The organism is Pseudomonas sp. Lz4W, from assembly GCF_000346225.2.
In the GTDB taxonomy this organism is placed as follows: Bacteria; Pseudomonadota; Gammaproteobacteria; order Pseudomonadales; family Pseudomonadaceae; genus Aquipseudomonas; species Aquipseudomonas paraversuta.
In genome coordinates this window covers 3395862-3422177 of sequence record NZ_CP017432.1, presented here as the reverse complement: position 1 = coordinate 3422177, position 26316 = coordinate 3395862, and the positions used below count along the sequence as shown (strand labels likewise).

Genomic DNA, 26316 nt, shown 5'->3' with positions numbered 1-26316 from the left:
GCGCTCACTGTGTCTGTTAAATCCCCAGCACCTTGAACACAAACGCGTACTCCAGTGCCACGTCGCGCAAGCCTTGATAGCGCCCGCTCATGCCGCCATGGCCGGCATCCAGTTCGGTCTTGAGCAGCAGCAGATTGTCGTCGGTCCTGGTGGCGCGCAGCTTGGCCACCCATTTGGCCGCTTCCCAGTACTGCACACGGCTGTCGTTGTAGCCGGCAATCACCAGCATCGCCGGGTATGCCTGCGGTGCGACGTTTTCATAGGGCGCATAGGCCTTGATGCGGGCATACACCTCGGGGTCCTGCGGGTTTCCCCATTCGTCGTACTCAGTGACAGTCAACGGCAGTTCAGGGTCGAGCATGGTGTTGAGAACATCGACAAACGGGACTTCGGCTATGGCTGCCTTGAACAGTTCCGGTCGCTGGTTGAGCACTGCGCCAATCAGCAGACCGCCAGCGCTGCCGCCGCTGATCACCAACTGGTCCGAGCGGGTCAGGCCTTTGTCGATCAGGTGTTCGGCACAGGCGATAAAGTCGCTGAAGGTGTTGTGCTTGTATTCCTGTTTGCCGGCGCGATACCAGGCTTCGCCCAGTTCCCCGCCGCCGCGCACGTGGGCAATGGCAAAAGCGACCCCGCGCTCGAGCAAACTCAGGCGGGCATGGGAAAACCATGGGTCGAGACTTTCGCCATAGGCGCCATAGCCATATAGATAAAGCGGCACAGGTTTGCCCAGCGCATTACGTTTGACCACCAGGCTGATCGGCACTTGCGTACCGTCCGGTGCCGTGGCCCACAAGCGCTGGCTTACATAGTCATCGGCATTGAACGGTCCCAGAACCGGGGTTTCCTTGAGAACGCTTTGCTCGCCGGTGGCCAGGGTGAGCTGGCGCACTTGTGCCGGGCGATTCAGTGACTCATAGCGCAGGCGCATATGCTGACTGTCAAATTCCAGGCTGTCTTGCACATACAGGCTGTAGGCCGCGTCCGGTAATTGCACGCGATAGGCCGGCAAGCCATCGGGACGGACTTCGATGATCGGCAGACCGCCTTCGCGCAGGCTCAGGCACAAGGCATGGGCGTTCAGGCTCAAGCCTTCCAGCATCACACTGTCGTCATGGGCGATCAGCAATTGCCATTCGTTGCGCGTTGGTACATCGCCAAACGCGTAATACAGGGCAAAGTTGATCCCGTCCTGGTTGGTACGCACAAACCAGGCCCATTGCCCTTGGTACAGCCCATGGTCAACGCTGTAGTCGTGGCCTTCGACCCGGGGTGCCAGGCAGTTGAAAGCCCGTTGCGGGTGATCGGCATCCAGCACCCAGCTTTCGCTAGTGGTTTTGCTGTTAAGCAGCAGGATCAGCTGGCGCTCGGAGCTCGAACGATAGCAATGCAGGAAAAAACGCCCGTCCGGCTCATGAAACACTTCATGCGCAGCGGTTTCGCCCAAGGTATGGCGCCACAGTTTGTGCGGACGATGGGTCTCGTCCAGTTCTGCGAAAAACAGGGTCTGGCTGTCGTTGGCCCAGGTCATGCTGCCATCGCAGTCGGTGAACGGCAGCTCGCTGACTGCGCCGCTGCTCAGCTCCTTGACGAACAGGCGGTAGGTTTCTTCGCCGCTGGTATCCAGGCTGTAGGCCAGACGCTGTTGATCTGGGCTGATGCTGAAGGCGCCCAGGGAAATAAAGCCGCCATCGGCGAGGGCGTTCGGGTCCAGCAGTAACTGTTCGGCGTTTTCGTCAACCTGCTGGCTGCCGTCAGCCGGGCGCGGGCAGCGGTAGTGGCGGGCGTACTCGTCGCCGGCGATGGTGCGCGTGTAATACAGATACGGACCCCAGGGGGAGGGGAGTGACAGATCAGTCTCGCGAATCCGGCCCTTGATCTCTTGAAACAGTGCCTCACGCAGTTGCGCCTGGTCGGCCAGCTGCGCTTCCTGATAGGCGTTTTCGGCTTTCAGGTAGTCTAAAACTTCTTCGCTGTCGCGATTTTGTAACCACGAATAGGGGTCTGAGCCCTGGACCTTATGTGCGACAGGGGCGCTGTTTGCGTAGGCTGATTCGGTCATTGAGCGTTCTCTGAAACCTGCATGAAAAGAAGTGACGCTGACGGCGGTGCAGCCGCATTGCCTAAAAGCCGTTATCATAGCGCCTCATTGCCTGCCGACCATGGATACCATGACCGAGAACGACTATCTGATCGCCTGGGGCCTTTATGCCTTTGCCGCTTTGGGCTGCCTGCTCGTATGGTGGCGCCTGACCCGCTTTATGTGGCGCTGGTTGCGTGAGCCTTTACGCGTGTTAATGGCGGTGTTGCTGTTGAGCCCGACCATTATCGACCCGGTAAAAGAAAAATTTGCTCCTGCAGTGGCCATCACTGCCCTGGACCTTGCGTTCAAGGTGGGCAATAACGCCTGGCGCGCGGTGTCGGACCTGTTGATGTACGCCATCTTTGCACTGTGCCTGTATGCGGTTTTTGTGCTGATTCGCTGGCCCATCGAGCGTGCCCGCAAGGCGCGTCAGGCGCAAGCCGCCGCCAACCAGCAGGCGCACCACAGCGACCCTGAAGACGACCAGCCTTTCGGCCCTGCTGGCGATGACCGTTTTGTCCGCCCGGCAGCACCCCGTGCTGCGGGCCCGTCGCGGGTTGAGCCGCGGTTGTAATCCTTTTCCGTTGAGCTTGAATGCGAGAGTGCGAGCGTGTGTGAATTATTGGGCATGAGCGCCAACGTCCCGACCGATATTGTGTTCAGCTTTACCGGTCTGATGCAGCGTGGCGGGCGTACCGGCCCGCATCGCGATGGCTGGGGCATCGCCTTCTATGAAGGCCGTGGCCTGCGCCTGTTTCAGGACCCGGCTGCCAGCTGCGACTCCGAGGTCGCGTTGCTGGTGCAGCGCTACCCGATCAAAAGCGAAGTGGTCATTGGCCATATCCGTCAGGCCAACGTCGGCAAAGTCTGCCTGTCCAATACCCACCCGTTTGTCCGTGAACTCTGGGGCCGTAACTGGTGCTTCGCGCACAACGGCCAGCTGGCCGACTTCTCCCCGAGTACCAGCTTTTACCGTCCGATCGGTGATACCGACAGTGAAGCCGCGTTCTGCGATGTGCTGAACCGGGTTCGCCAGGCCTTCCCCGAACCGGTCGACGTCGAAACTATCCTGCCGGTGCTGGTCGCCGCTTGCGCCGAATTTCGCAGCAAAGGGGTGTTCAACTGCCTGCTCAGCGACGGTGACTGGCTGTTCTGCTACTGCTCGACCAAGCTGGCACAGATCACGCGCCGTGCGCCCTTTGGCCCGGCACGTTTGAAAGATGTCGACGTGATTGTGGATTTTCAGTCAGAAACAACCCCGAACGATGTAGTCACCGTGATTGCCACCGAACCGCTGACAGAAAACGAAACCTGGACGCGTTACGAACCGGGTCAATGGAGCTTGTGGCGACGCGGTGAATGCGTCAGCCAGGGCACAACCGAATAAGGATGCGCCTGCATGTTTCTGAGCTATCTGCGGTTGGTGTTGTTTACGTTGGGCCTGTTGATCGGCGTGCAAGTGCCGGGGTTTATCAATGATTACGCCAACCGCGTCGAAGCTCACCTGATCGAAGCGCAAACCGGGCTGGCGGGTTTCCAGAACACCGCCAACCAGTTTTTCAAAGGCGATCTGCAAGCGCTGGTTGCGCATTACCGGGCCAGTGACGACCCGGTATTTCGCAGCGATGCCAACAGCCTGGGCACATTGCTCAGCCGCCAGCGTCTGCTCGACGATCAGTTCCAGGCCATGCAGGGGCCGTGGTACATGCGTGCACTGCAAGTGGCTTACGCGGCCGATCCGGCAATTCGTCAGGAAACCATCGACACCTACAGCTATCAGGTGCTGCTGTCACCGACCGCCATTGGCTGGGCGATGGCCGGGGCCCTGTTGTTTTCCTTCATCATCGAAGGCTTCCTGCGCCTGGTGGACTGGGTCGTCCTGGGCGGTAAACGCCAGCGCGAGAGAATTGCCCGCCGAGCACGCGACAGCTAATCCTGACCTGGGCCTGCAGAACAGCGGTTGGCCCGGCAGAAATTTAAGCAATCAACTTTTTCTTATCCCTGAGTCCGGCTTTTATTAGTTGGACGAACGGCGTGCTGCTGTCCAAAAATGCCTGCACCTAAACTATAAAAAGACCACAGGAGCATCGCCGTGAGCCGCCTGTTATTGAATTGCGATATTGGTGAGAGTTTTGGCAGCTGGACCATGGGCCTGGATGCCGAGGTCATGCCGTTTATTGATTGCGCCAACATTGCCTGCGGTTTTCACGCAGGCGACCCGGGCATCATGCGCAAAACCGTAGGTCTGGCGTTGGCCCATGATGTGAAAATCGGCGCCCACCCCGCGTATCAAGACCTCGCCGGCTTTGGTCGACGCTCCATGGCCTACTCGGCGCAAGAGCTGCAAGACCTGCTGCACTATCAGATCGGCGCTCTGGACGGCATCTGCCGCGCCCAGGGCACGCGAGTCAGCTACGTCAAACCCCACGGCGCCATGTACAACGACATGATGGCCAGCCCCGCACAGTTGCGGGCGGTGGTGCAGGCCGTGGCCGCTTACGACCCGGGCTTGCCGCTGATGCTGATGGCCACCCGCGACAACAGCGCGGCGCAAGCCATCGGTGATGAGTTCGGCGTGACTCTGTGGTTCGAGGCCTTTGCCGACCGCGCTTACGACAGTGCCGGGCGCCTGGTTTCACGGCAACTGCCGGGGGCGGTGCATCACGACGCCGAGATTATCGTGCAACAGGCCCTGACCATTGCGGCTGGCCAGCCTCTGGTGGCTAATGACGGCAGTGCCTTGCACCTGCACGCCAACACGCTGTGCGTGCATGGCGACAACGCCGGCTCGGTCGCCGCCGTGCAACGGATTCGCCAGGCCCTGAGCCAGCAGGCGCAGGGATGAAGCCGCGCATTGAAGTGGTGGCCATCGACTGCCTGATGCTGCGTCTGTTCGATGAAATTGCAGAAACCAACATGCCGTGGATGCTGGCTGCCAGCGAGCGCCTGCGCATTTGCTTCGCCGAGTATCTGACCGATCTGGTGCCGTCCTACACCACCTTGATGGTGCACTACGACGGCCTGGCACTGACGCCGGCCCAGGCCCGGGAGCGAATCGCCCAGGCTTTGACTGACCTGCGCCCGGAAACCCAAAACCTTGGCCAGTGTCACGTACTGCCAGTGTGGTACGACCTGAGTGTGGGGCCGGAACTCGCCTTGCTGGCCAAGCGCACCGGCTGGTCGGTGAGCGAAGTCATCCGTCGTCACAGTGAGCATCAATATCAGGTCTTCGCCCTGGGCTTTGCCCCGGGTTTTGCCTTTATGGGGCTGGTCGAAGAAGCCCTGGCCGCACCGCGCCTGGCCACCCCGCGCAAACGTGTCGCCACCGGCAGCGTGGGGATTGCCGAGCGCCAGACCGCGGCCTATCCCGCGCAGTCGCCCGGCGGCTGGAACCTTATCGGCCGTACCCCGAGCGCATTGTTTGATCGCGAGCGCGAGGGTTACAGCCTCATGCAGCCTGGCGACAGGGTGCAATTCGCCGCTGTCAGCCGTGCTGAGTTTATCCGTCTAGGCGGTGATGACACGCCCCAGGAGGCCTTGGCATGAGCCGTTTACTGATTCAGGCCAGTAATCCGTTTTGCCTGCTGCAGGACGCCGGTCGTTTCGGCGTACGGCACCTGGGCGTGACCCAGGGCGGGGCTGCGGACTGGATGTCCATGGCCTGGGCCAACTGGCTGCTGGGCAACTCGCCAGACGCGGCGGTCATCGAAATCACCCTCGGCGGCTTATCTGTTATCGCCCGGGACGATTGCACGCTGGCTCTGGCCGGCGCAGATCTGGCAGCAGCGGTAGACGGACAAGCCTTGAAGCCCTGGCGCAGTTTCTCTCTGAGAAAAGGCCAGACCCTGACCTTCACTCAGCCGATGAGCGGTGCCCGCACCTATCTGGCCGCACCGGCAGGCTTTAGCGCCCCTCAAGTGCTGGGCAGTTGCTCCACCGTGGTTCGTGAGCAGCTCGGCGGCCCCGATGGCTTTGGCCGGGCGCTGGCGGCAGGCGATGAGCTGAGTTATGGCGGGGCTGCGCAGCCGTTGCGTGAACTGCCGTCCCGGTACCTGCCCGAGTTCAGTCCCAAGCCGTTGCTGGATGTGGTGCTGGGTGCCCAAATGGGTGCTTTCAGTGGTCAAAGCACCTTTGACGCCTTCAATAATCCATGGACCCTCGACAGTCGCGCCGACCGCATGGGCATCCGCCTGCTGGGGCCGGCACTGGTCTATCAGGGCGCGCCGATGATTTCCGAAGGTATCCCGCAGGGGGCGATTCAGGTCCCGCCGGATGGCCAGCCGATTGTATTGCTCAATGACCGTCAGACCATTGGCGGCTACCCGCGTCTCGGCGCCTTGACCCCGCTGGCGCTGGCACGTCTGGCCCAGTGTTTGCCGGGGGAAGTGGTGTACATGCGTCCGACCACCCAGGATGCGGCGCAGCGCCAGCAGGTGGCGTTCATGCAGCGGTTTGCCGAATAACAACCCAGCCTGCAGGAGCGAGGGTGTTCGCTCCTGCAGGGGGCATCATTACTTGGCCAGAAACCGCATCCCTTGTTCCAGACCGTCCGGCGTCAAGGGGTACATCCGGTCTTCGATAAGGTCGCGTACGATCCCGGTCGAAGCGGTGTAGTTCCACGTGTCTTTCGGGTAAGGATTAATCCAGATCAGCTTTTTGTATTTCTCCATGAAGCGTTGCATCCACTTGTAACCCGGCTCTTCATTCCAGTGTTCGACACTGCCCCCCGCGTGGGTGATTTCATAGGGGCCCATGGCCGCGTCGCCAATAAAGATCACCTTGTAGTCGGCGCCGTATTTGTTCAGCAGATCCTGGGTGGAAATACGTTCGACCTGACGACGCTGGTTGTTCTTCCACACCGACTCATAAATGAAATTATGAAAGTAGAAGTACTCCAGATGCTTGAACTCGGTTTTACAGGCCGAGAACAACTCCTCGCAGATCTTCACGTGTGAATCCATCGAGCCGCCAATATCAAACAGCAACAGCAGTTTGATGTTGTTGCGCCGTTCAGGGCGCATCTGAATGTTCAGCAGGCCGGCATCGCGGGCGGTGTGGTCGATGGTGCCATCGATATCCAGCTCTTCTGCCGCACCCTGGCGGGCAAACTTGCGCAGGCGCCGCAGAGCCACCTTGATATTGCGCGTGCCCAGTTCGACCTGATCGTCGAGGTTCTTGTACTCGCGCTGCTCCCAGACCTTGGCGGCCTTGCCCTGGCGCGCGCCGGCGTCGCCCACCCGGATGCCTTCAGGGTGATAGCCCCCAGAGCCGAACGGGCTGGTGCCACCGGTGCCGATCCATTTGTTGCCACCGGCATGGCGTTCCTTTTGCTCTTCAAGACGCTGTTTGAACGCTTCAATCAGCTTGTCCAGGCCCCCCAGCGATTGCAACTGCGCCCGGTCTTCGTCGCTCAGCGAGCGCTCGAATTCCTTGCGCAACCAGTCTTCGGGAATCAGGGCCTCAAGGTGCTCGTTGAGGTTCTGCAGGCCATTGAAGTAGGCGCCGAATGCGCGATCGAACTTGTCGAAATGACGCTCGTCCTTGACCAGGATGGTGCGCGCCAAATAATAAAATTCGTCCATGTCGGCGAAGGTCACGTGGTGCTTCAGCGCGTTGATCAAGTCCAGCAACTCGCGCACAGAAACCGGCACCTTGGCCGCCCGCATTTCATTGAACAGATTAAGCAGCATGCTTATCGCCTTCTGGAAAAATCAGCGATTAGCGCGACGGCTCATGAACGCCAGACGCTCCAGCAATTGCACGTCCTGTTCGTTCTTCACCAGAGCGCCGGCCAGTGGCGGGATGGCTTTGGTCGGATCGCGCTCGCGCAGCACGGCCTCGCCAATATTGTCGGCCATCAGCAGTTTCAGCCAGTCCACCAGCTCGGAGGTCGAAGGCTTTTTCTTCAGGCCGGGCACTTTGCGTACGTCGAAAAACACGTCCAGCGCTTCACTGACCAGTTCTTTCTTGATGTCGGGGAAGTGTACGTCGACGATCTTTTGCAGGGTGCTGCGGTCCGGGAAGCTGATGTAGTGGAAGAAGCAACGGCGCAGGAAGGCATCCGGCAGTTCTTTTTCGTTGTTGGAGGTAATGATGATGATCGGGCGCACTTTGGCCTTGATGGTTTCGTCGGTCTCGTAAACGTAGAACTCCATCTTGTCGAGTTCTTGCAGCAGGTCGTTCGGGAACTCGATGTCGGCCTTGTCGATTTCGTCGATCAGCAAAATGACCCGCTCTTCAGCTTCGAAGGCTTCCCACAACTTGCCCTTTTTCAGGTAATTGCGCACATCGTGGACTTTATCGACCCCCAGCTGCGAATCACGCAGACGGCTGACCGCGTCGTACTCGTACAGGCCCTGATGGGCCTTGGTGGTGGACTTGATGTGCCAGGTGATCAGCTTGCAACCGAAGGATTCGGCCAGTTGCTCGGCGAGCATGGTCTTGCCGGTGCCGGGTTCACCTTTGACCAGCAGCGGGCGCTCCAGGGTGATGGCCGCGTTGACCGCCAGTTTCAGGTCATCGGTGGCCACGTAGGCGCGGGTGCCTTCAAACTTCATCTGCAATTCCTCAAACCAAGACCCGGGCCCTGCAAGGGGCAGGGCGGGAGAACAAAAAAGTATGTCCGACTATAACGCGACGCCCGTCCGAGGTGAACGCAGACGCGCCATTCAGTCTCTGAATGGCGCGTCACGCCATGACTGGACGCCCGGGAACACGAGGCCTACCCTTGAGGCCTTCCCAAAAGGTGAATAAGGACCCCGCCATGAGCCGCATTTTTGTAGATAACGCGCACTCCATCGGTAACACGCCTCTGGTACAAATCAACAGTATTGCGCCCCGTGGCGTGACTATTCTGGCCAAGATCGAGGGCCGTAACCCGGGCTATTCGGTGAAGTGCCGGATCGGCGCCAATATGATCTGGGACGCCGAAAGCCGTGGTGTGCTCAAACCCGGCATGACCATCATTGAACCGACGTCGGGCAATACCGGTATCGGTCTGGCCTTTGTCGCGGCTGCCCGCGGTTACAAATTGATGCTGACCATGCCGTCCTCCATGAGTATCGAGCGGCGCAAGGTGCTCAAGGCGCTGGGCGCCGAACTGGTACTGACCGAGCCGGCCAAGGGCATGAAAGGGGCCATCGACAAGGCTGCGCAGATCTGCAACAGCGATCCTGAGCAGTACTTCATGCCCCAGCAGTTCGAAAACCCGGCCAACCCGGCAATCCATGAGAAAACCACCGGGCCGGAAATCTGGAACGATACTGACGGCGGCATTGACGTGCTGGTGGCTGGAGTGGGAACCGGTGGCACCATTACCGGAATTTCCCGCTATATCAAACACACCCAGGGCAAGCCGATTCTGTCGGTTGCGGTAGAACCCATCACCTCGCCGGTCATCACCCAGGCGCTGGCCGGTGAAGAGATCAAACCCTCGCCCCACAAGATCCAGGGCATCGGTGCCGGTTTTGTACCGAAAAACCTCGATTTGTCGATTCTCGATAAAGTCGAACTGGTCAGTGATGACGAATCCAAGGCCATGGCCCTGCGTCTGATGCACGAAGAAGGCATCTTGTGCGGGATCTCATGCGGCGCGGCAATGGCTGTGGCAGTACGTTTGGCTGAAACCCCGGAAATGCAGGGCAAGACTATCGTTGTGATCCTCCCCGACTCGGGTGAGCGCTACCTGTCGAGCTACCTGTTCAGCGATATGTTCAGCGAGCAGGAATTACAGCAGTAAGCCCGTTTCCCAGGGTTCAGGCTTGCCAGCGATTCAGGCATCGTGGTGCTGTCGCAGGCAAGCCGGCCCCCGCCAGACGGATGCAACTGACCCAAATCAAGCTCTCAGAGCTGCGACTTATGCACTATTGACTCGTTATTACGTCTTCCTTAACGCTGAATGTTGGATCAGGCGGGTTTTGCCCGGGGCCGGGAGTGTTTATCATGGCCGGCTGCCACGTTGCATGACAGACCGGGGCAGGTTGCCTATTTTCGAGGAGTTGTTGCATGACCTTATCCTTCGCCATCAAGGCAGGGTTGATACTGCTGTTTGTCGGCAGCATCCTTTACGTGCATTTGCGCGGCAAGGCGCGCCTGCCGGTGTTGCGCCAGTTCGTCAACCACTCCGCGTTCTTTGCGCCCTATAACGCCTTGATGTATCTGTTCTCCGGCGTCCCGTCCCGGCCCTACCTGGACCGCAGCAAGTTTCCCGAGCTGGATGTTCTTAAAGACAACTGGCAAGTGATTCGCGAAGAAGCCATGCACCTGTTCGATGAGGGCTATATCCGCGCCGCCGAAAAGAACAACGATGCCGGTTTTGGATCGTTCTTCAAAAAAGGCTGGAAGCGTTTTTACCTCAAGTGGTACGACAAAGCGCTGCCATCAGCCGAACTGCTGTGCCCCAAGACCGTCGAGCTGGTGAACAGCATCCCCAACGTCAAAGGCGCGATGTTTGCGCTGTTGCCGGGGGGCAGCCACCTCAACCCGCACCGTGACCCGTTCGCAGGTTCGTTGCGTTATCACCTGGGCCTGTCGACACCCAACTCGGATGCTTGCCGGATTTTCGTTGATGGCGAAGAGTATTCCTGGCGCGACGGCGAGGACGTGATGTTCGACGAGACCTACGTGCACTGGGTCAAGAATGAAACCGACATCACCCGCGTCATCCTCTTTTGTGACATCGAACGGCCGCTCACCAGCCCCCTGATGACGCGCATCAACCGCTGGGTCAGCGCTCAGCTGGGCAAAGCCACCGCTCCACAGAACACCGATGACGAGCGCGTAGGCGGCATCAACAAGGCCTATGCCTGGAGCAAGACGTTCAGCGACCGTTTCAGTGGTGTGGTCAAACAATGGAAGCGCCGTAACCCCAAACTTTACCGCGTGGCCCGTCCAATATTGGCCGTGATCGTGCTGCTGTTGTTGTGGCGCTGGTTGTTCGGTTAAAGCATTGCAATTTGTATCGGGCGCTGGTTATAGTCAGCGCTCGATGAGCCCAAGCGCTCCGCATCTTCTCTCCAAAAAAGATCAGCCCATGCCGGTTTGCCTCTCCCACAGCGTTGTCGTTTCAGCAGTCTCTGCTGGCGTGGTGCCGTGCGCAAACCAGCAGCCTGCGCAGATCAGTCACTATCCCCCTCCTGTCAGCCGCACTGTGGCGTCGCCACCAGGTGTTGTTGTCGCGGGCTGAACTGATCTTTCAGCTGCCCGTACCCGCCTGAAAAACCTCTGAACTTCAGCTTTGGCTGAGTTGGCTTTTTTGCCTGATGACAGGTGTTACCCATGTTTTCGATTTCTAAAGAGTCCGCGCTGGCGGCTGTTTCCACGAGCCTGTTCGTTCTGCTGTGGAGCAGTGGCGCCATCTTCTCCAAGTGGGGGCTGGCCCATGCATCGCCCTTTGCCTTTTTGTTGATCCGTTTTGCCATCGCCTTGCTGGCGCTGGTGCTGATAATCCCGTTGATGAAGTTTCAACTGCCCCGTGGCGTAAAGGGGATCAGCTATGCACTGGCCACCGGTGTAGTGCTGTTGGGCGCCTATCAGATTTTTTACCTGCTGGCGCTGGATCTGAAAGTAACCCCGGGGGTGATGGCCACCGTGATGGGGGTGCAACCGATCCTGACCGCCGTGATCATGGAGCGGCGGCATTCCTTCAGTCGGTCTCTGGGGTTGCTGCTGGGGCTGGGCGGTTTGATCCTGGTGGTCTACCAGGGCATCGGTCTGGCAGGTTTGTCCTGGACCGGCATGCTGTATGCCTTGCTGGCACTGGCCAGCATGACGGCGGGCACCTTGATGCAAAAGCGCATCACCCAAAACCCGCTGGGTACGCTGCCGCTGCAATACCTTGCAGGGTTGCTGGTATGTGCGGTGTTTGTACCGTTTCAGCCATTTCACTTCGAACACAGTGCCGGGTTTGTGGTGCCGGTGTTGTGGATGGGGCTGGTGGTTTCAGTACTGGCGACCTTGCTGCTGTACCGGATGATCGCCAAAGGCAATCTGGTCAACGTCACCAGCCTGTTTTATCTGGTGCCGGCGGTGACCGCGGTGATGGACTATCTGATTTTCGGCAACAAACTGGCGGCTTTGAGCTTGCTGGGCATGGCGCTGATCATCATCGGGCTGGTGTTCGTGTTCCGTAAAACGGCCTGACACCCTGACCTGCAGGAGTGAGCTGTACTTGTCCCGCGATACAGCTCGCTCCTGCAGATCCGTGAACTCACGGGTTTACAGCTTTTGCCACTGCAGCAGGCTTGAGCACCAGCCATACCGCTACAGCGATCAGCAACCCGCCGTAGATATGTGCCATTGACAGCGGCTCATCCAGAAACAACGCGCCCCACAGCACGCCAAATGGCGGAATCATAAAGGTCACGGTCATGGATTTGACCGGACCAATGCTGGTCAGTAAGCGGAAGTACAGAATGTAGGCAAACGCCGTACAGACCAGTCCAAGGCCCAAAAGGGAAAGCCACACGCTTGCTCCGCCCCAACTGGCCGGCGGCTGGTTGATGGCGCTCAGGGCAAACAGTGGCAACAGAAACAGCGTGGCCCCGAGCATGCTGCCCAGTGCCGAAAGACGGGGGTCAAGCCCGCCTTGCTGATCCAGCCAGCGGCGCGCCAGGAAACCGGCAAAGCCATAACAGGTGGTGGCCAGCAGACAGGCGAGGGCGCCCATCAGCAGATCCATATCAAATGCCACTGGCCCGGCACGCGTCAGGATGCCGACACCGAACAAGCCTAAAAACACACCGGCCATTTTGGTCGCAGTGAGTTTTTCGCTAAAGAACAACCCGCCAATCAGCACGCCCATCAGCGGTGTGGTCGCGTTGAATATTGATGAATAACCAGCAGGCAATACCTGGGCCGCCACCGAATACAACGTGGCCGGAATGCCCGAGTTGATTACCCCCAGGATCAAAATCACCTTGAGCTTACCGCCGAAATTCCAGCTCACGCGCATCAGCGCCAGAATCACCACCAGGCCGGTAGCGGCTATGGATACTCGAAAAAACGCGGTAGGAATGGTCCCGATCACCGGCGCAATAATCCGCATAAACAGAAAGCTGGCGCCCCAAATGCCTGCCAGTGACAGCATCCGTGCAATATCGACAAGTCTCACGGTGATTCCTTACAAGGTTTGAGCCGGGCAGTTTAGGGGATACAGCGCGCAAGGCAATGGCTGCCCGGGCGCAATATCCCTGTGCACGGACAACGCTCGAGGCCGGGGGGGCTGGCTACTGGTGACTGCCGGCAAGACCTGGTTTATCTGGGGGCTGGTGGCCCTGGCTGTTCTGGAACTGGCGGTGGCGGTGGCGGGAAAACCTCAGGCCACCGGCCGGCAGCTGCCCGCCTCCGAGTAACGGCGCCTTTGGCATGGATGCCATATCCAGCTGTAGATCCCGTTCACGGGGTGGGGCCAAATCTGCGACAATCCGCCCCCTGCATTTACGAAGACTTTTGCGCGCCTGATGACTGACGAATCGCCTGCTATCGACCAACTGTTGAAAAACCTTGATCAAGCCATGATTGCCGACCGCCATAAACTGCGTCGGCAATTGCATGAGCTGCGCAAAAAGCCTGACGACGTGGCCAAATTGGCCGCGTGGGCCGAGCGGGTGCAGGCATCGTGCGCGCAGGTGAAAGCGCGGGCGGCCAGTGTGCCGCTGATTCGTTATGACGAAAACCTGCCGATCGCCGCCAAGCGCGATGAGATCAAGGCCGCGTTGCTCAAGCATCAGGTGCTGATTCTGGCCGGTGAAACCGGCTCGGGTAAAACCACCCAGTTGCCGAAAATCTGTCTGGAAATCGGTCGCGGTCAACACGGTTTGATCGGCCATACCCAGCCCCGTCGAATTGCGGCGCGCAGCGTAGCCAGCCGGGTGGCCGAAGAACTGGCCACGCCGTTGGGCGCGCTGGTGGGGTACCAGGTGCGGTTTGAGGATCAAAGCGATTCCAACACCCTGGTCAAACTGATGACTGACGGTATCCTGCTGGCCGAAACCCAGCACGACCGTTATCTGGAACGCTACGACACGATCATCGTCGACGAAGCCCACGAACGCAGCCTGAACATCGATTTTTTGCTGGGCTACCTGAAAATCCTGCTGCCGCGTCGTCCGGACCTGAAAGTTATCATCACTTCGGCCACCATCGATCTGGAGCGCTTCTCCAAGCACTTCAACGATGCGCCGATTGTCGAGGTGTCGGGCCGTACCTTCCCGGTCGAGACCTGGTATCGACCGCTGACCTCGGAGCAGGATGAAGAGGGCAACAGTGTCGAGGAAGATTTGAGCGTCGACCAGGCGATCATTGCCACCCTTGATGAAATTGCCGCCTTTGAGCGCAGTGAACGCAAAAGCCCCGGCGATGTGCTGGTGTTCTTGCCCGGTGAGCGGGAAATTCGCGACGCCGCCGAGATGCTGCGCAAGGCGCAACTCAAGCACACCGAAATTCTGCCTCTGTATGCGCGATTGTCACCTGCCGAGCAGCAGCGCATTTTCCAGTCGCACCCGGGGCGCCGCGTGGTGCTGGCAACCAACGTGGCTGAAACCTCGCTGACGGTGCCGGGCATTCGCTATGTGATCGACAGCGGCACCGCCCGTATCAGCCGCTATAGCTATCGGGCCAAGGTTCAGCGCCTGCCCATCGAAGCGATTTCCCAGGCCAGCGCCAATCAGCGTAAAGGCCGTTGCGGTCGGGTTGAACCGGGTATCTGTGTGCGTTTGTACGCCGAAGAAGACTTCAACGGGCGCCCGGAATTTACTGATCCGGAAATTCTGCGCACCAACCTTGCCGCCGTCATCTTGCAGATGTTGCATCTGCGTCTGGGCGAGATTACTGCGTTCCCGTTTATCGAACCGCCGGATGGCAAGGCCATCACTGACGGTTTCAACCTGTTGCAAGAACTGTCGGCAGTGAACCGCGAGAACCAGCTCACACCGCTGGGGCGTCAACTGGCGCGCTTGCCGGTGGACCCGCGCATGGGTCGCATGCTGCTGGAAGCAGCCAGGCTCGGCAGTTTGCAGGAAGTGTTGATTGTTGCCAGTGCGATGTCGGTACAGGACCCCCGTGAGCGTCCGCCCGAGCGCCAGCAAGCGGCGGATCAGGCCCACGCCCAATGGAAAGACGTTGACTCCGATTTCGCCGGGCTGATCAATGTCTGGCGCGGCTTTGAAGAGCAGCGCCAGGCCTTGACCGCCAGTCCGTTGCGCAGCTGGTGTCGCAAGAACTTCCTCAATTACCTGCGGCTGCGCGAATGGCGCGATTCACACCGCCAATTGAGTCTGATCTGCCGCGACATGCAGTTGACGGTCAATAAAGAACCGGCCGACTACCCCAAGCTGCACAAGGCGGTGTTGTCCGGCTTGCTCAGCCAGATCGGGCAAAAGACTGAAGAGGGGGATTACCTCGGCGCACGTCAGCGCCGGTTCTGGATTCATCCTTCTTCCGGCCTGGGTAAAAAACGCCCGCAATGGCTGATGACCGCCGAACTGGTGGAGACCACCAAGCTCTATGCGCGAATGGTGGCCAAGATCGAGCCGGACTGGATCGAGCCGCTGGCCGGGCACCTGATCAAAAAGAACTACTTTGAGCCGCACTGGGAGAAGAAGCGCGGACAAGTGGTGGCCTTTGAGCAGATCACCTTGTTCGGCCTGATCGTGGTCGGTCGGCGTGCCGTGCATTACGGGCCGATTGACCCTGTGATGTCCCGCGAGCTGTTTATCCGCGAAGGTCTGGTGCGGGGCGAAATCCAGTCGCGGGCCAAGTGCCTGACGGCCAATGCCCAACTGCTGGAACAACTTGACGAGCTGGAGGCCAAGGCCCGGCGCCGCGATATTCTGGCCGACGAAGAAACCCTGTACGGGTTCTACGACGCGCGCCTGCCTGCTGAAATTCATCAGACTGCCACCTTCGACAGCTGGTATCGCATCAACAGCCAGAAAGATCCGCAGCTGTTGATCATGCGTGAAGAAGACGTGCTGGCCCGTGAAGCCACTGAAATCACCGCCCAGCATTTCCCGGACACCCTGCATCTGGGGGATTTGACCCTGGAGCTGAGTTATCACTTCGAGCCCAACCATCCCCGTGACGGGGTGACGCTCAAAGTACCTGCGCCGTTGCTTTCGGTGTTGCCGCCCGAGCGTCTGGAATGGCTGGTGCCGGGCATGATCGAGGCCAAGTGCATTGCTCTGGTGCGCTGCCTGCCCAAGGCACTACGGAAAAACTTTGTGCCGGTGCCGGACTTCGTCAAGGCCGCCTTGCAGCGTATGGCCTACGGCGAAGGGTCGTTGCCCCAGGCACTGGGTCGCGAGCTGTTGCGCATGACCGGGGCGCGGGTGAGTGACGAAGCCTGGGCCGAAGCTGCGCAGCAGGTGGAAAACCACCTGAAAATGAATCTCGAAATTGTTGATGGCGAGGGCAAGTTTCTCGGCGAAGGCCGCGATCTGGCCGAGCTGACAGCACGCTTTGCCCAGGCCAGTCAGGCCGCGTTGGCGGTGCCGCAAACAGCGAAAAACCAGCAGCCGGTAGAGGCCAAGGTGTTTGCCCCGGTGGCCGAAAAAACCCAGCAGAAGATTGCCGGGTTGTCGATGACGGTTTATCCGGCATTGGTAGAAGAGGGCAACAGCGTCAAGGAAGGACGTTTCTCGACCCCGGCCGAGGCTGAGTATCAGCATCGTCGGGCGCTCCAGCGGTTGTTGATGCAGCAACTGGCCGAGCCGGCCAAATTCTTGCGCGCCAAGCTGCCGGGGCTGACCGAACTGGGCCTGTTGTACCGCGAGCTGGGCAGGGTCGAGAGTCTGGTGGAAGACATTCTGCTGGCCAGCCTCGACAGCTGCATCCTTGAAGGCGAAGCCGTGCTGCCGCGCGATGGTGCGGGCCTGGCTGCACTTGCCGAGCGCAAGCGCGGGGCCTGGACCGAGCATGCCGAAAAGCTGGCCAGGCTGACGCTGGATATTCTCAAGCTGTGGCACGGGCTGCAAAAGCGCTTCAAGGGCAAGATCGATCTGGCTCAAGCGGTTGCCCTGAATGACATCAAGCAGCAGCTCGGCAATCTGGTGTATCCGGGTTTTGTCCGGGAAACCCCGGCAGTCTGGCTCAAGGAACTGCCGCGCTACCTCAAGGCCATTGAAATGCGCCTGGAGAAACTCCCCGGCCAGGTCCAGAAAGACCGGGTCTGGAGTGGCGAGCTGAGCGGTTTGTGGGCGCAGTACCAGGCCCGGGCCACCAAGCATGCCCAGGAAGGCAAGCGCGACCCGCAGCTGGAGCTGTATCGCTGGTGGCTGGAGGAATATCGCGTGTCGCTGTTCGGCCAGCAGTTGGGGACCAAAGTGCCGATTTCGGACAAACGCCTGAGCAAACAATGGAGCCAGGTGGACGCCTGAATACCCTGCAGGAGCGAGCGTGCTCGCGAGCTGTCTGGCGGCTTGAAAGCTCGCTCCTGCACAGATGGACGATCGTGAAGTAACGCCAAATGTTGGCGTTTATGGCAAACTTCGCTGCTATCACTGCCTGAAATGAATTCAATATCTTCTGTTTGAACAGAATAAGAGGAACGACCGTGCATAACGTCGTCATTAGCGGCACCGGCCTGTACACCCCGGCCAACAGCATCTCCAACGAAGAGCTGGTGCAGTCTTTCAATGCCTATGTGCAGCAGTTCAATGCGGATAACAGCGCCGCCATCGAGGCCGGAGAAATCGAGCCTCTGGCCGAGTCCAGTGCCGCCTTTATCGAAAAGGCCTCAGGCATTAAAAGCCGTTTTGTGATGGACAAGGACGGCATCCTTGACCCGCAGCGCATGCGTCCACGGTTGCCTGTACGCTCCAACGATGAAATGTCGGTGCTCTGTGAAATGGCCGTTGGCGCCGCGAAGCAGGCGCTTGAGCGAGCGGGCAAAACCGCTGCCGACATCGACGGGGTCATCGTTGCCTGCTCCAACCTGCAGCGCCCGTACCCGGCCATTGCCATTGAAGTGCAACAGGCGCTGGGCATTCAAGGTTTTGGCTTTGACATGAACGTGGCCTGTTCTTCGGCGACCTTCGGCATTCAGACCGCCAGCAACAGCGTCCAGCTGGGGCAGGCCCGCGCGGTGCTGTTGATCAGCCCCGAAGTGTGCACCGGCCATCTGAACTTCCGTGACCGCGACAGTCACTTCATCTTTGGTGATGCGGCGACTGCGGTGTTGGTCGAGCGTGCCGATCTGGCCACTTCCCGGCACCAGTTCGATATCGTCGGCAGCAAACTGCTAACCACCTTCTCCAACAACATCCGCAACAACTTCGGTTTCCTCAATCGTGCTTCTGACGAATCGCCAGACAGTCCCGACAAGCTGTTCGTCCAGGAAGGCCGCAAGGTATTCCGCGATGTGTGCCCGATGGTGGCCGAGCTGATTGCCCAGCATCTGCAAGAGAACCAGCTCGACGTGGCCGATGTGAAGCGCTTCTGGCTGCACCAGGCCAACCTGAGCATGAACCACCTGATCGTCAAACGCCTGCTGGGTCGCGAAGCCTCGGTCGAAGAAGCACCGGTGATTCTTGACACCTACGCCAATACCAGTTCGGCAGGCTCGGTAATCGCCTTTCACAAGTATCAGGACGATCTGCCAGGCGGTTCGCTGGCGGTGCTCAGTTCGTTCGGTGCGGGCTATTCGATTGGCAGCATAATTCTGCGTAAACGCTGATCCCGGATCCTGCAGGAGCGAGGTTGCTCGCGAGCTTTTAAAGCGCTCGCGAGCAAGCTGGCTCCTGCAGATTCACAACAGACGAGGTATCAATGGCTGCTGACGACACTGAGTTGCTCAAACGTCTGCTGGCCGGTGAACAGCAGGCCTTTCGGGAGCTGGTCAGCACCTATCAGGGGGCCATGCGTGCCGTGGCTTATGCCATTGTGGGCAATCGTCATGCCGACGAAGCGGTTCAGGATGCCTGGCTGGCGGTGGTACGCAATCTTGTCAGCTTTGAATCCCGTTCAAGCCTTAAAACCTGGCTGCTGACCATCACCGCCAACGCTGCCAAAAACCGCTACAAGCAAAATCGTCGGGAAGTGCTGCTCGACGATTTACCTTCGCCCCACGGTACGATCGACGATGATCGGTTCTCTTCTGACGGGCACTGGCTGCTGGCGCCCCTGGCCTGGCATCAGGACACCCCCGAAGCCCTGCTCACAGAGCATGAGTTGCGCGAATGCCTGGAGCAAACGCTGCTCAGTCTGCCGCAGTTGCAAAGCAGTGTGCTGGTACTGCGCGATCGTCAGGGGCTTGAGCTGGAGGAGATTTGTAATCTTTTGCAGATATCGCTCTCCAATGCCAGGGTGCTGGTGCATCGTGCCCGACTTAAAGTCTTCGCCACCGTGGAGCATTTCGAGGAAACCGGGGAATGTTGACCTGCAAACAATATGTTGCCCGATCGAGCGACTACCTGGATGGTCAGCTGACATTTCGTCAGCGCCTGCAGATGCGCCACCATGTGCTGTTTTGCCCCAATTGCAGGCGTTTTACCCGGCAAATGCGGTTGATGGGAACCGCGCTTAAAACATTGCCGGAACCACCACCGGTCGATCTTGAGATGACGGTCAAGCGGATGATGCGCGAGCAGTCAGGCGGGCAATAAAGCGTTGGGCGCAGGCATCGTCGACGGATAAGAGGGGATCGACGCGACCTGCGCTCAACAGATTGCTCTTAGAACTTGGCTTCTACGTCCAGTTGCAGCGTGTTGGCATTGGCATCCTTCTGCGTGGAGGTTGCGTAGTCAGCCTTGGTCAGGAAGTACGTCACGCCCAGACCAAAGTTCTTGTCGATCTCGTAGCCCAGTTTGATCTTGTGCCCCCGTGAACCGGTAGTGCCGTTGGCAAAGTCAGAGTCAGTGAATGCCCCCACCACCGCGTTACGCTGAATATCGCGGTAGTTGTAGTCCAGGCTGAAGGCGTTCAGCTTGCTTTTGAAACCCACCAGCCAGGCATTGTCCTGATCGCTGTCGGTGGCTGCGTTATGTACGTATTGACCGTAGAGCGACAGCGGCACTGGCAGGTTGGCGATATCGACCTGGCCGAAGCCTTCGTACAGGCGGAACTCGTCAGTGCTGTTGCCGTTGACTGCCAGCGCACATGGCGTGGTCTTGGTGCCGGTAGTAGGGCAGGCGCTGTCCTTGTCATTGTTGTAACTGTAAACACTGCCGCCCAGGGTCACTTTCAGGCTGTCGGTGGGTGCGAAACGGGCGCCCAGCTGACCGGCATACAGGCTCAAGTCGTTGCGAAACTGCACGCCTTCGCCGTCGACGTTGTCTTTGAGGGTGTAGTAGCCGGCGCTACCGAACATCTCGACGCCGCTGTTACCCAGGTTGTGCTTGTAAGTGGCGGCCAGACCTTCCGGGTTGATATCGCTATCCCAGATCACGTCGCCCATGCTGACCCACGGCTGGGGCATTTTGCCGCCAATCAGGTGCAGGTCCTTGACGGCTGTCGGGTGATAATCGATGTAGGCCTGATCGAGCCACAGTTGTTTCTTGTCGAAGTAGTTGTCCAGATCCTGGTTGGTGGAGCGGGCATCGTCGCCTCCGCCGGTGGCGATACGGATACCGGTATTCACTTGCGGGTTGATTTCGGTGTAGGCGCCCAGACGAGCACGAATTCGTTGGCGATCCTTGTTTTTACCATCGGACTCACCATCGATCTTGACCGTTTCCTGGCGAACCCTGACGTCGCCCTTGAATTCGGTCTTGGCCGCCCAGGCCACTTTTTGTTCAAAGGCGCTGAGGTCCGATTTTTTCACCTGATTGGCGGCTGCTTCTTGTTGGGCCTGTTTTTCGCTGGTGAGTTCGGTTTGCAGCTCGGCATATTGGGCCGGTGAAATGGAGCCGTTGGCTTTAAGCATTTCGAGCAGTTTGGCATCGACTCCGGCACTGGCCGGGACGCTCATGGCCAGTACCAGTCCGCCACACAGTCCCGCCGCAACCCGTGTAGATACAAGACGCATATGAAACTCCCAGTGTTGAGATGGCCCTGGCCATCTCAGGAAAAATCGGCCCTTGATGGGCTCGCGTTAATGAGGCTTGAGCCTGTTGCAAACAAACCGCTCATAACCCTGCGTTCTAAGAAGCGGCGCCAGTATCGCGGCTGGACATGACAGAAAAGTGGCAAAGTGATATCGAATCTGTGACAGCGGTTTCGCCAGCCAGCAGCTCGCACCGGGCATCAGGTGCTACCATCGCCGCTCTACGTCGCACTCCGGGGACAACCAATGCCGTTACACCGCCTGGACAGCCTGTCCGCCATCTCGGCCCACGAATGGGATGCATTGGTGCCAGTGGCGCAACCGTTCCTGCGCCATGCTTTTCTGAGTGCACTGGAAGACAGTGCCAGCCTGGGCCCCCATTCCGGCTGGCAGCCCGAGCACCTGCTGCATTATGAAAATGGTCAGTTGCTGGCAGCGCTTCCCAGTTATCGCAAATGGCACTCCTACGGCGAATACGTGTTCGATCATGAATGGGCCAATGCCTGCGAGCGGGCGGGTATCGAGTACTACCCCAAGCTGCTGACGGCGGTGCCGTTCAGCCCGGTCAGCGGCCCGCGATTGCTGGCGGCCAGTAGCGCCGACGGGCTTGAACTGCTGGCTGCATTGCCCGGTTACCTGGAGATAGAAGGGCTCTCCAGCGCCCATATCAATTTCACCGATGCGCTGGCCGATACGGCCTTGTCACAGCAGCCCGGCTGGCTGCAGCGGCTGGGCTGCCAGTTTCATTGGCAAAATCGCGGGTACCGTGACTTTCAGGACTTTCTCGATGGTTTGAGCTCGCGCAAACGCAAGCAAATGCGCAAAGAGCGCGAGCAAGTGGCGGGGCAGGGATTCGAGTTTGAATGGCTCGAAGGTCAGCAGGTGAGCGAGGCGCAATGGGATTTCGTGTATGCCTGCTACGCCAACACCTACGCAGTGCGTCGACAAACCCCGTATCTGACCCGTGAATTTTTCAGCCTGTTGGCCGAGCGCATGCCCGAGTCCATTCGTGTGGTGCTGGCCAGACAGGGCTCAAGCCCGGTGGCAATGGCCTTCAGCCTGTATGGTCGCTACTGGGGGTGCCTGGGCGAGTTCGACCGATTGCACTTCGAGACCTGTTTCTATCAGGGTATGGACTACGCCATCGCAGGTGGTATTCAGCGCTTTGACGCCGGTGCCCAGGGTGAGCACAAGCTGATACGCGGCTTTGAGCCGGTCATCACTCACTCCTGGCATTACTTGCGCCATCAGGGATTGAAAGCGGCAGTGAGTGATTTTCTGGCGCGTGAGCGAGTGGGGGTGCTGGCGTATGCCGAAGAGGCGAGGTCGGCTCTGCCTTACCGGCAGGCCTGATCCTCGCCGGGATGATCAACATCGCCGTCTTCAGCATTTCGCACACCCGCCCCGGGATTATTGAAATACACCAGGGCGCCAAGGATTGGCAAACGCCCTGAAAAACCCCAGAGCCCTTAAAAACCGGGCGCTGGCGCTGTGTATCAGTGGCGTTGCAGAGCTGCTTTTTTAACTCAGTCCAGACCGACAAAACCGCCTGTCTGGTGCTGCCACAGGCGCGCGTACAAACCGCCATGGGCGAGCAGTTCGGCATGGGTTCCGGACTCTGCAATATGGCCTTTTTCCAGGACAACCAGGCGGTCCATGCGGGCGATGGTGGACAGCCGGTGAGCGATGGCAATCACGGTTTTGCCTTGCATCAGGGTTTCGAGGCTTTCCTGAATGGCGGCTTCAACTTCGGAGTCCAGCGCCGAGGTGGCCTCGTCCATGATCAGGATTGGCGCATTCTTGAGCAGTACCCGGGCAATGGCGATGCGCTGGCGCTGGCCCCCCGAGAGCTTGACCCCGCGCTCGCCCACGTGGGCGTCGAAGCCGCTACGGCCCTGGGCATCCGACAGGTTCGGGATGAACTCGTCGGCGCGGGCCTTGCGTACGGCCTCCCAGAGCTCTTCATCGGTGGCATCCGGTTTGCCGTACAGCAGATTGTCGCGGATCGAACGATGCAGCAGCGAGGTGTCCTGGGTAATCATGCCGATTTGTTCGCGCAGGCTTTCCTGGGTCACTTGGGCGATATTCTGACCGTCGATCAGGATTTTTCCGCCTTGCAAGTCGTACAGGCGCAACAGCAGATTGACCAGCGTTGACTTGCCCGCGCCGGAAGGACCGATCAAGCCGATTTTCTCGCCGGGTTTGATCACCAGATTGAGGTCGCTGATGATGCCGCTGCGTTTGCCGTAGTGGAAATCCACGTGCTCAAAGCGCACTTCGCCGCGCTCTACATTCAGGCGCGGAGCCTGTTCGCGGTCAGTCACGGCCACAGGCTGGGCAATGGTCTGCAAGCCGTCCTGGACCATGCCGATGTTTTCAAAGATGCCGTTGACTACCCACATGATCCAGCCGGACATGTTGACGATGCGAATCACCAGGCCTGTGGCCAGGGCAATGGCTCCCACGCTGATCAGCGACTGGCTCCACAGCCACAATGCCAGACCGCTGGTGGTGACGATCAACAGGCCGTTGAGGGTGGTGATGGTGACATCCATGCTGGTCACTACGCGGCTCGCCAGCTGGGTTTTTTCGGTCTGCTCGATGATTGCTTCGCGGGCGTATTGCTGCTCGAAGTTGGTATGGGCAAAGAGTTTGAGGGTGGTGATATTGGTATAGCCGTCAACGATCCGGCCCATCAGTTTGGAGCGGGCATCGGAGGACACCACCGAGCGTTCTTTGACCCGGGGCACGAAGTAGTACAGGGCGCCGATATAGCAGGCGATCCAGGTCAGCAGCGGGATCATCAGACGCCAGTCAGCCTCGGCAAACAGCACCAGCGAGCTGATGGCATAGATCAATACATGCCACAGGGCATCGACCGCCTGCACCGCCGAGTCACGCAGCGAGTTGCCGGTTTGCATGATGCGCTGGGCGATCCGGCCGGCGAAGTCATTTTGAAAGAAGTTGAGGCTTTGCTTGAGCACGTAGCTGTGGTTTTGCCAGCGGATCATGCTGGTCATGCTCGGGCTCAGGGTCTGGTGCACCAGCAGGTCATGCAGGCCGAAGAAAATCGGGCGGATGATCAGTGCGACGACTGCCATCCAGATCAGTTCGTTGCTGTGGATCTTGAAGAAGTCGGTGTTGGGTGTGCCCTGGGTCAGGTCAATCAGTGTGCTCAGGTAGCTGAACAGTGAGACCTCGATCAAGGCGGCAATCAGCCCGACCACCAGCAGGGCGGCAAAGATCGGCCACACCTGACGCAGGTAGTAGTAATAAAACGCCCAGACGGTACTGGGTGGAGCAGGCGTGGGTGCTTCGCGGAAAATATCGATCAGCTTTTCAAAATAGCGATAAAGCATTGGCACTGACGCCCGCAGTGCGGGCTCTCCTTTAGTGGTATGACCCCGCACCCTCCTGCAGGAGCGAGCTTCCAGAAATTGACCCGAAAGCTTGCTCTTGCTGGTTCAGTGTTCGGTCAAAGTCCTTGTGTGAACCATTGCCTCAGTCAACGCGCTTGGCGGACTTGATCAATACGGGATCGATCGGGACATTCTGCATGCCTTGCTTGGTGGTGGTCTGCGAGTTGACGATCTGGTCAACCACGTCCATGCCATTCACCACCTTGGCGAATACCGCATAACCGGCGTCACGGCCCGGATCCAGAAACGCGTTGTCAGCCACGTTGATAAAGAACTGGCTGGTGGCGGAGTTCGGGTTGGACGTACGGGCCATCGACAGGGTGCCGCGCACGTTGTGCAGGCCGTTGCTGGCTTCGTTCCTGATCGGGTCGCGGGTCGGCTTTTGGGTCATTTGTTCGGTAAAGCCGCCGCCTTGCACCATAAAGCCAGGAATCACACGGTGGAAAATGGTGTTGTTGTAGAAGCCGCTGTCGACGTACTCCAGAAAGTTTTTGCTGCTGATCGGAGCCTTGACCGGGTCCAGTTCAATTTCGATCTGGCCGAAACTGGTGTCCAGCACAACATGGGGCGCTTTGGTCGGTGCGGTGGTGGCCGCCATCAGGTTGGCAGCGAACAGCAGGGCACCGGCGGCGAGGGCGATTTTTTTCAGCATGGGTTCAGGATCCTGGACAGTGAGAGCAACTGCGCGAGGTAACTCACGCGCGATGGAATAGGGTGATGACGGCGCCAGTGAGTTCAGACTGGCCGCCAACCTTGGACAGGATATTCGCGATCATTGTTCCTGCCCACCGTTGTCATGCCCGAGCAAGCTTGATCAGCCTTGCAGAGGGGCAGCAAAAGGCGCGTCCAGGGGCGCGGTATCGAAGGTGCGCAATAGTTCGACAAGTATTTGTGTGGCCGGGCCCAGGGGTTTGTCTTTGTTGGAGTACAGGAAGAACAGCGGGTGACGGCTGCCGCCCTGATCCAGAGGCAACTGTTTGAGCACGCCTTCCTTGAGCTCGCGTTCAATCATGTGTCGCGGCAACCAGGCAAATCCCAGGCCGCTGCCCACAAAGGCTGCAGCCGTGGCCAGGCTGCCGACGGTCCAGCGCTGTTCCGCTCCCAGCCAGCCCATGTCGCGCGGTTGCTGGCGTCCCGAGTCGCGGATCACTACCTGCAGCTGGCTTTCGAGATCCTGGAAATGCAGCTCGCGCTGCAGGCGATGCAGCGGGTGATCAGGGTGAGCTACGGCAACAAACTCCACGGCACTGAGCTCGGCGCCCAGATAGCCGGGGATGTTGAAGCTGCTGATGGCCAGGTCAGCCACGCCTTCCAGCAACACTTCTTCAACGCCCGACAGCACTTCTTCGCGCAAGCGCACACGGCAACCGCGGCTTTGCGGCATGAACGCGGTCAGGGCGCGTACCAGCCGTGCATTGGGGTAGGCCGCATCGACCACTAGCCGCACTTCGGCTTCCCAGCCTTGCTCCATGTGGTGGGCCAGGTCTTCGAGCTGGCTGGCCTGTTTGACCAGTTGCCGGGAACGGCGCAGCAATACGCCACCGGCTTCGGTGAGTACTGCCTTGCGCCCGTCGATCCGTAACAACGGCACGCCGAGTTGATCCTGCATGCGGGCTACGGTGTAGCTGACCGATGATTGCGAGCGATGCAGAACTTCGGCGGCTTGAGCGAAGCCGCCGTGGTCGACCACCGCTTGCAGGGTGCGCCATTGATCAAGGGTTACACGGGGCGCCTTCACGATGAATTCCTTTGCCGGAGTCTGTGTTATTGCGATCTGCAGCAATGGCTACAGGTTTTCGCTATATAAACAGGATTATAGATAGGTTGTAGCAATT

Annotated in this window: 22 protein-coding genes; 14 read left to right on the top strand and 8 right to left on the bottom strand. The window is 59.2% G+C overall.

Features of this window, described 5'->3' with window-relative positions; genetic code table 11:
* Positions 1-16 precede the first annotated feature (16 nt).
* Positions 17-2062, bottom strand: coding sequence for a S9 family peptidase (locus tag B195_RS15595; protein ID WP_003441627.1), 2046 nt, complete (start codon positions 2060-2062; stop codon positions 17-19).
* Positions 2063-2162: 100 nt separating this feature from the next.
* Between B195_RS15595 and B195_RS15590 the strand changes: the two genes are divergently transcribed.
* From B195_RS15590 to B195_RS15565, 6 genes are all read left to right on the top strand, one after another.
* Positions 2163-2657 carry a hypothetical protein gene (locus B195_RS15590; RefSeq protein ID WP_029612604.1) on the top strand — a complete coding sequence of 165 codons (495 nt, stop codon included), beginning with the start codon at positions 2163-2165 and terminating at the stop codon, positions 2655-2657.
* A 36-nt stretch (positions 2658-2693) separates the two neighbouring features.
* A complete protein-coding gene (locus B195_RS15585; RefSeq protein WP_003441631.1) occupies positions 2694-3470 on the top strand; it encodes a class II glutamine amidotransferase in 777 nt (258 codons plus the stop codon).
* A gap of 12 nt (positions 3471-3482) precedes the next feature.
* The gene (locus tag B195_RS15580; protein WP_003441633.1) at positions 3483-4016 is read left to right on the top strand and encodes a DUF2937 family protein; all 534 of its coding nucleotides are present in this window, start codon (positions 3483-3485) and stop codon (positions 4014-4016) included.
* A 159-nt stretch (positions 4017-4175) separates the two neighbouring features.
* On the top strand, positions 4176-4928 hold the full coding sequence (locus B195_RS15575; RefSeq protein ID WP_003441635.1) for a 5-oxoprolinase subunit PxpA: 753 nt from the start codon (positions 4176-4178) through the stop codon (positions 4926-4928).
* A complete protein-coding gene (locus B195_RS15570) occupies positions 4925-5629 on the top strand; it encodes an allophanate hydrolase subunit 1 (protein WP_003441637.1) in 705 nt (234 codons plus the stop codon). The genes B195_RS15575 and B195_RS15570 overlap by 4 nt, the downstream gene beginning before the upstream one ends.
* Positions 5626-6546, top strand: coding sequence for a biotin-dependent carboxyltransferase family protein (locus tag B195_RS15565; RefSeq protein ID WP_003441639.1), 921 nt, complete (start codon positions 5626-5628; stop codon positions 6544-6546). The genes B195_RS15570 and B195_RS15565 overlap by 4 nt, the downstream gene beginning before the upstream one ends.
* Positions 6547-6594: 48 nt before the next feature.
* Here the strand turns inward: B195_RS15565 and B195_RS15560 are convergent, their stop codons facing one another.
* The gene (locus B195_RS15560; RefSeq protein WP_003441640.1) at positions 6595-7773 is read right to left on the bottom strand and encodes a VWA domain-containing protein; all 1179 of its coding nucleotides are present in this window, start codon (positions 7771-7773) and stop codon (positions 6595-6597) included.
* A gap of 21 nt (positions 7774-7794) precedes the next feature.
* Entirely contained in the window at positions 7795-8640 is an 846-nt protein-coding gene (locus B195_RS15555) for a MoxR family ATPase (protein WP_003441642.1), read from the bottom strand.
* Positions 8641-8846: 206 nt separating this feature from the next.
* Here B195_RS15555 and cysK point away from each other — a divergent pair, with 206 nt between their 5' ends.
* The 3 genes from cysK (at position 8847) to B195_RS15540 (ending at position 12223) form a co-directional block, all read left to right on the top strand.
* Positions 8847-9821 (top strand): cysteine synthase A, encoded by a 975-nt coding sequence (gene cysK, locus B195_RS15550; RefSeq protein ID WP_003441644.1) that lies wholly within the window; start codon positions 8847-8849, stop codon positions 9819-9821.
* Positions 9822-10087: 266 nt separating this feature from the next.
* Positions 10088-11026 (top strand): aspartyl/asparaginyl beta-hydroxylase domain-containing protein, encoded by a 939-nt coding sequence (locus tag B195_RS15545; protein WP_003441646.1) that lies wholly within the window; start codon positions 10088-10090, stop codon positions 11024-11026.
* Between the two features lie 333 nt (positions 11027-11359).
* On the top strand, positions 11360-12223 hold the full coding sequence (locus B195_RS15540; protein WP_003441648.1) for a DMT family transporter: 864 nt from the start codon (positions 11360-11362) through the stop codon (positions 12221-12223).
* Positions 12224-12290: 67 nt separating this feature from the next.
* On the opposite strand, the gene B195_RS15535 is transcribed toward B195_RS15540, so the two are convergent.
* The gene (locus tag B195_RS15535) at positions 12291-13193 is read right to left on the bottom strand and encodes a DMT family transporter (protein WP_003441650.1); all 903 of its coding nucleotides are present in this window, start codon (positions 13191-13193) and stop codon (positions 12291-12293) included.
* Positions 13194-13542: 349 nt separating this feature from the next.
* Here B195_RS15535 and hrpA point away from each other — a divergent pair, with 349 nt between their 5' ends.
* From hrpA to B195_RS15515, 4 genes are all read left to right on the top strand, one after another.
* A complete protein-coding gene (gene hrpA, locus B195_RS15530) occupies positions 13543-17457 on the top strand; it encodes an ATP-dependent RNA helicase HrpA (RefSeq protein ID WP_003441652.1) in 3915 nt (1304 codons plus the stop codon).
* A 176-nt stretch (positions 17458-17633) separates the two neighbouring features.
* Positions 17634-18755, top strand: coding sequence for a beta-ketoacyl-ACP synthase III (locus tag B195_RS15525; RefSeq protein ID WP_003441654.1), 1122 nt, complete (start codon positions 17634-17636; stop codon positions 18753-18755).
* A gap of 92 nt (positions 18756-18847) precedes the next feature.
* The gene (locus B195_RS15520) at positions 18848-19456 is read left to right on the top strand and encodes an RNA polymerase sigma factor (RefSeq protein ID WP_003441656.1); all 609 of its coding nucleotides are present in this window, start codon (positions 18848-18850) and stop codon (positions 19454-19456) included.
* Positions 19450-19683: an anti-sigma factor gene (locus tag B195_RS15515; protein ID WP_003441658.1), complete on the top strand. Its 234-nt coding sequence runs from the start codon at positions 19450-19452 to the stop codon at positions 19681-19683. Before B195_RS15520 ends, B195_RS15515 begins: the two co-directional genes overlap by 7 nt.
* A 68-nt stretch (positions 19684-19751) precedes the next feature.
* Here B195_RS15515 and B195_RS15510 read toward each other — a convergent pair whose 3' ends face one another.
* Entirely contained in the window at positions 19752-21044 is a 1293-nt protein-coding gene (locus tag B195_RS15510; RefSeq protein WP_029612602.1) for a putative porin, read from the bottom strand.
* A gap of 264 nt (positions 21045-21308) precedes the next feature.
* Between B195_RS15510 and B195_RS15505 the strand changes: the two genes are divergently transcribed.
* Positions 21309-22415 (top strand): GNAT family N-acetyltransferase, encoded by a 1107-nt coding sequence (locus B195_RS15505; RefSeq protein ID WP_003441663.1) that lies wholly within the window; start codon positions 21309-21311, stop codon positions 22413-22415.
* 173 nt (positions 22416-22588) lie between these two features.
* Here the strand turns inward: B195_RS15505 and B195_RS15500 are convergent, their stop codons facing one another.
* The 3 genes from B195_RS15500 to B195_RS15490 form a co-directional block, all read right to left on the bottom strand.
* Entirely contained in the window at positions 22589-24421 is a 1833-nt protein-coding gene (locus B195_RS15500; RefSeq protein ID WP_003441666.1) for an ABC transporter ATP-binding protein, read from the bottom strand.
* Between the two features lie 142 nt (positions 24422-24563).
* Positions 24564-25133 carry a peptidylprolyl isomerase gene (locus tag B195_RS15495; protein WP_003441669.1) on the bottom strand — a complete coding sequence of 190 codons (570 nt, stop codon included), beginning with the start codon at positions 25131-25133 and terminating at the stop codon, positions 24564-24566.
* A 162-nt stretch (positions 25134-25295) separates the two neighbouring features.
* Positions 25296-26219 (bottom strand): LysR family transcriptional regulator, encoded by a 924-nt coding sequence (locus tag B195_RS15490; protein WP_003441671.1) that lies wholly within the window; start codon positions 26217-26219, stop codon positions 25296-25298.
* Positions 26220-26316: the final 97 nt, after the last annotated feature.

Coding starts and splice junctions, on each gene's coding strand:
- B195_RS15595 (WP_003441627.1), bottom strand. CDS start 2,062: ATGACCGAATCAGCCTACGCAAACAGCGCCCCTGTCGCACATAAGGTC.
- B195_RS15590 (WP_029612604.1), top strand. CDS start 2,163: ATGGATACCATGACCGAGAACGACTATCTGATCGCCTGGGGCCTTTAT.
- B195_RS15580 (WP_003441633.1), top strand. CDS start 3,483: ATGTTTCTGAGCTATCTGCGGTTGGTGTTGTTTACGTTGGGCCTGTTG.
- B195_RS15570 (WP_003441637.1), top strand. CDS start 4,925: ATGAAGCCGCGCATTGAAGTGGTGGCCATCGACTGCCTGATGCTGCGT.
- B195_RS15565 (WP_003441639.1), top strand. CDS start 5,626: ATGAGCCGTTTACTGATTCAGGCCAGTAATCCGTTTTGCCTGCTGCAG.
- B195_RS15560 (WP_003441640.1), bottom strand. CDS start 7,773: ATGCTGCTTAATCTGTTCAATGAAATGCGGGCGGCCAAGGTGCCGGTT.
- B195_RS15555 (WP_003441642.1), bottom strand. CDS start 8,640: ATGAAGTTTGAAGGCACCCGCGCCTACGTGGCCACCGATGACCTGAAA.
- cysK (WP_003441644.1), top strand. CDS start 8,847: ATGAGCCGCATTTTTGTAGATAACGCGCACTCCATCGGTAACACGCCT.
- B195_RS15545 (WP_003441646.1), top strand. CDS start 10,088: ATGACCTTATCCTTCGCCATCAAGGCAGGGTTGATACTGCTGTTTGTC.
- B195_RS15540 (WP_003441648.1), top strand. CDS start 11,360: ATGTTTTCGATTTCTAAAGAGTCCGCGCTGGCGGCTGTTTCCACGAGC.
- hrpA (WP_003441652.1), top strand. CDS start 13,543: ATGACTGACGAATCGCCTGCTATCGACCAACTGTTGAAAAACCTTGAT.
- B195_RS15520 (WP_003441656.1), top strand. CDS start 18,848: ATGGCTGCTGACGACACTGAGTTGCTCAAACGTCTGCTGGCCGGTGAA.
- B195_RS15515 (WP_003441658.1), top strand. CDS start 19,450: ATGTTGACCTGCAAACAATATGTTGCCCGATCGAGCGACTACCTGGAT.
- B195_RS15510 (WP_029612602.1), bottom strand. CDS start 21,044: ATGCGTCTTGTATCTACACGGGTTGCGGCGGGACTGTGTGGCGGACTG.
- B195_RS15505 (WP_003441663.1), top strand. CDS start 21,309: ATGCCGTTACACCGCCTGGACAGCCTGTCCGCCATCTCGGCCCACGAA.
- B195_RS15500 (WP_003441666.1), bottom strand. CDS start 24,421: ATGCTTTATCGCTATTTTGAAAAGCTGATCGATATTTTCCGCGAAGCA.
- B195_RS15495 (WP_003441669.1), bottom strand. CDS start 25,133: ATGCTGAAAAAAATCGCCCTCGCCGCCGGTGCCCTGCTGTTCGCTGCC.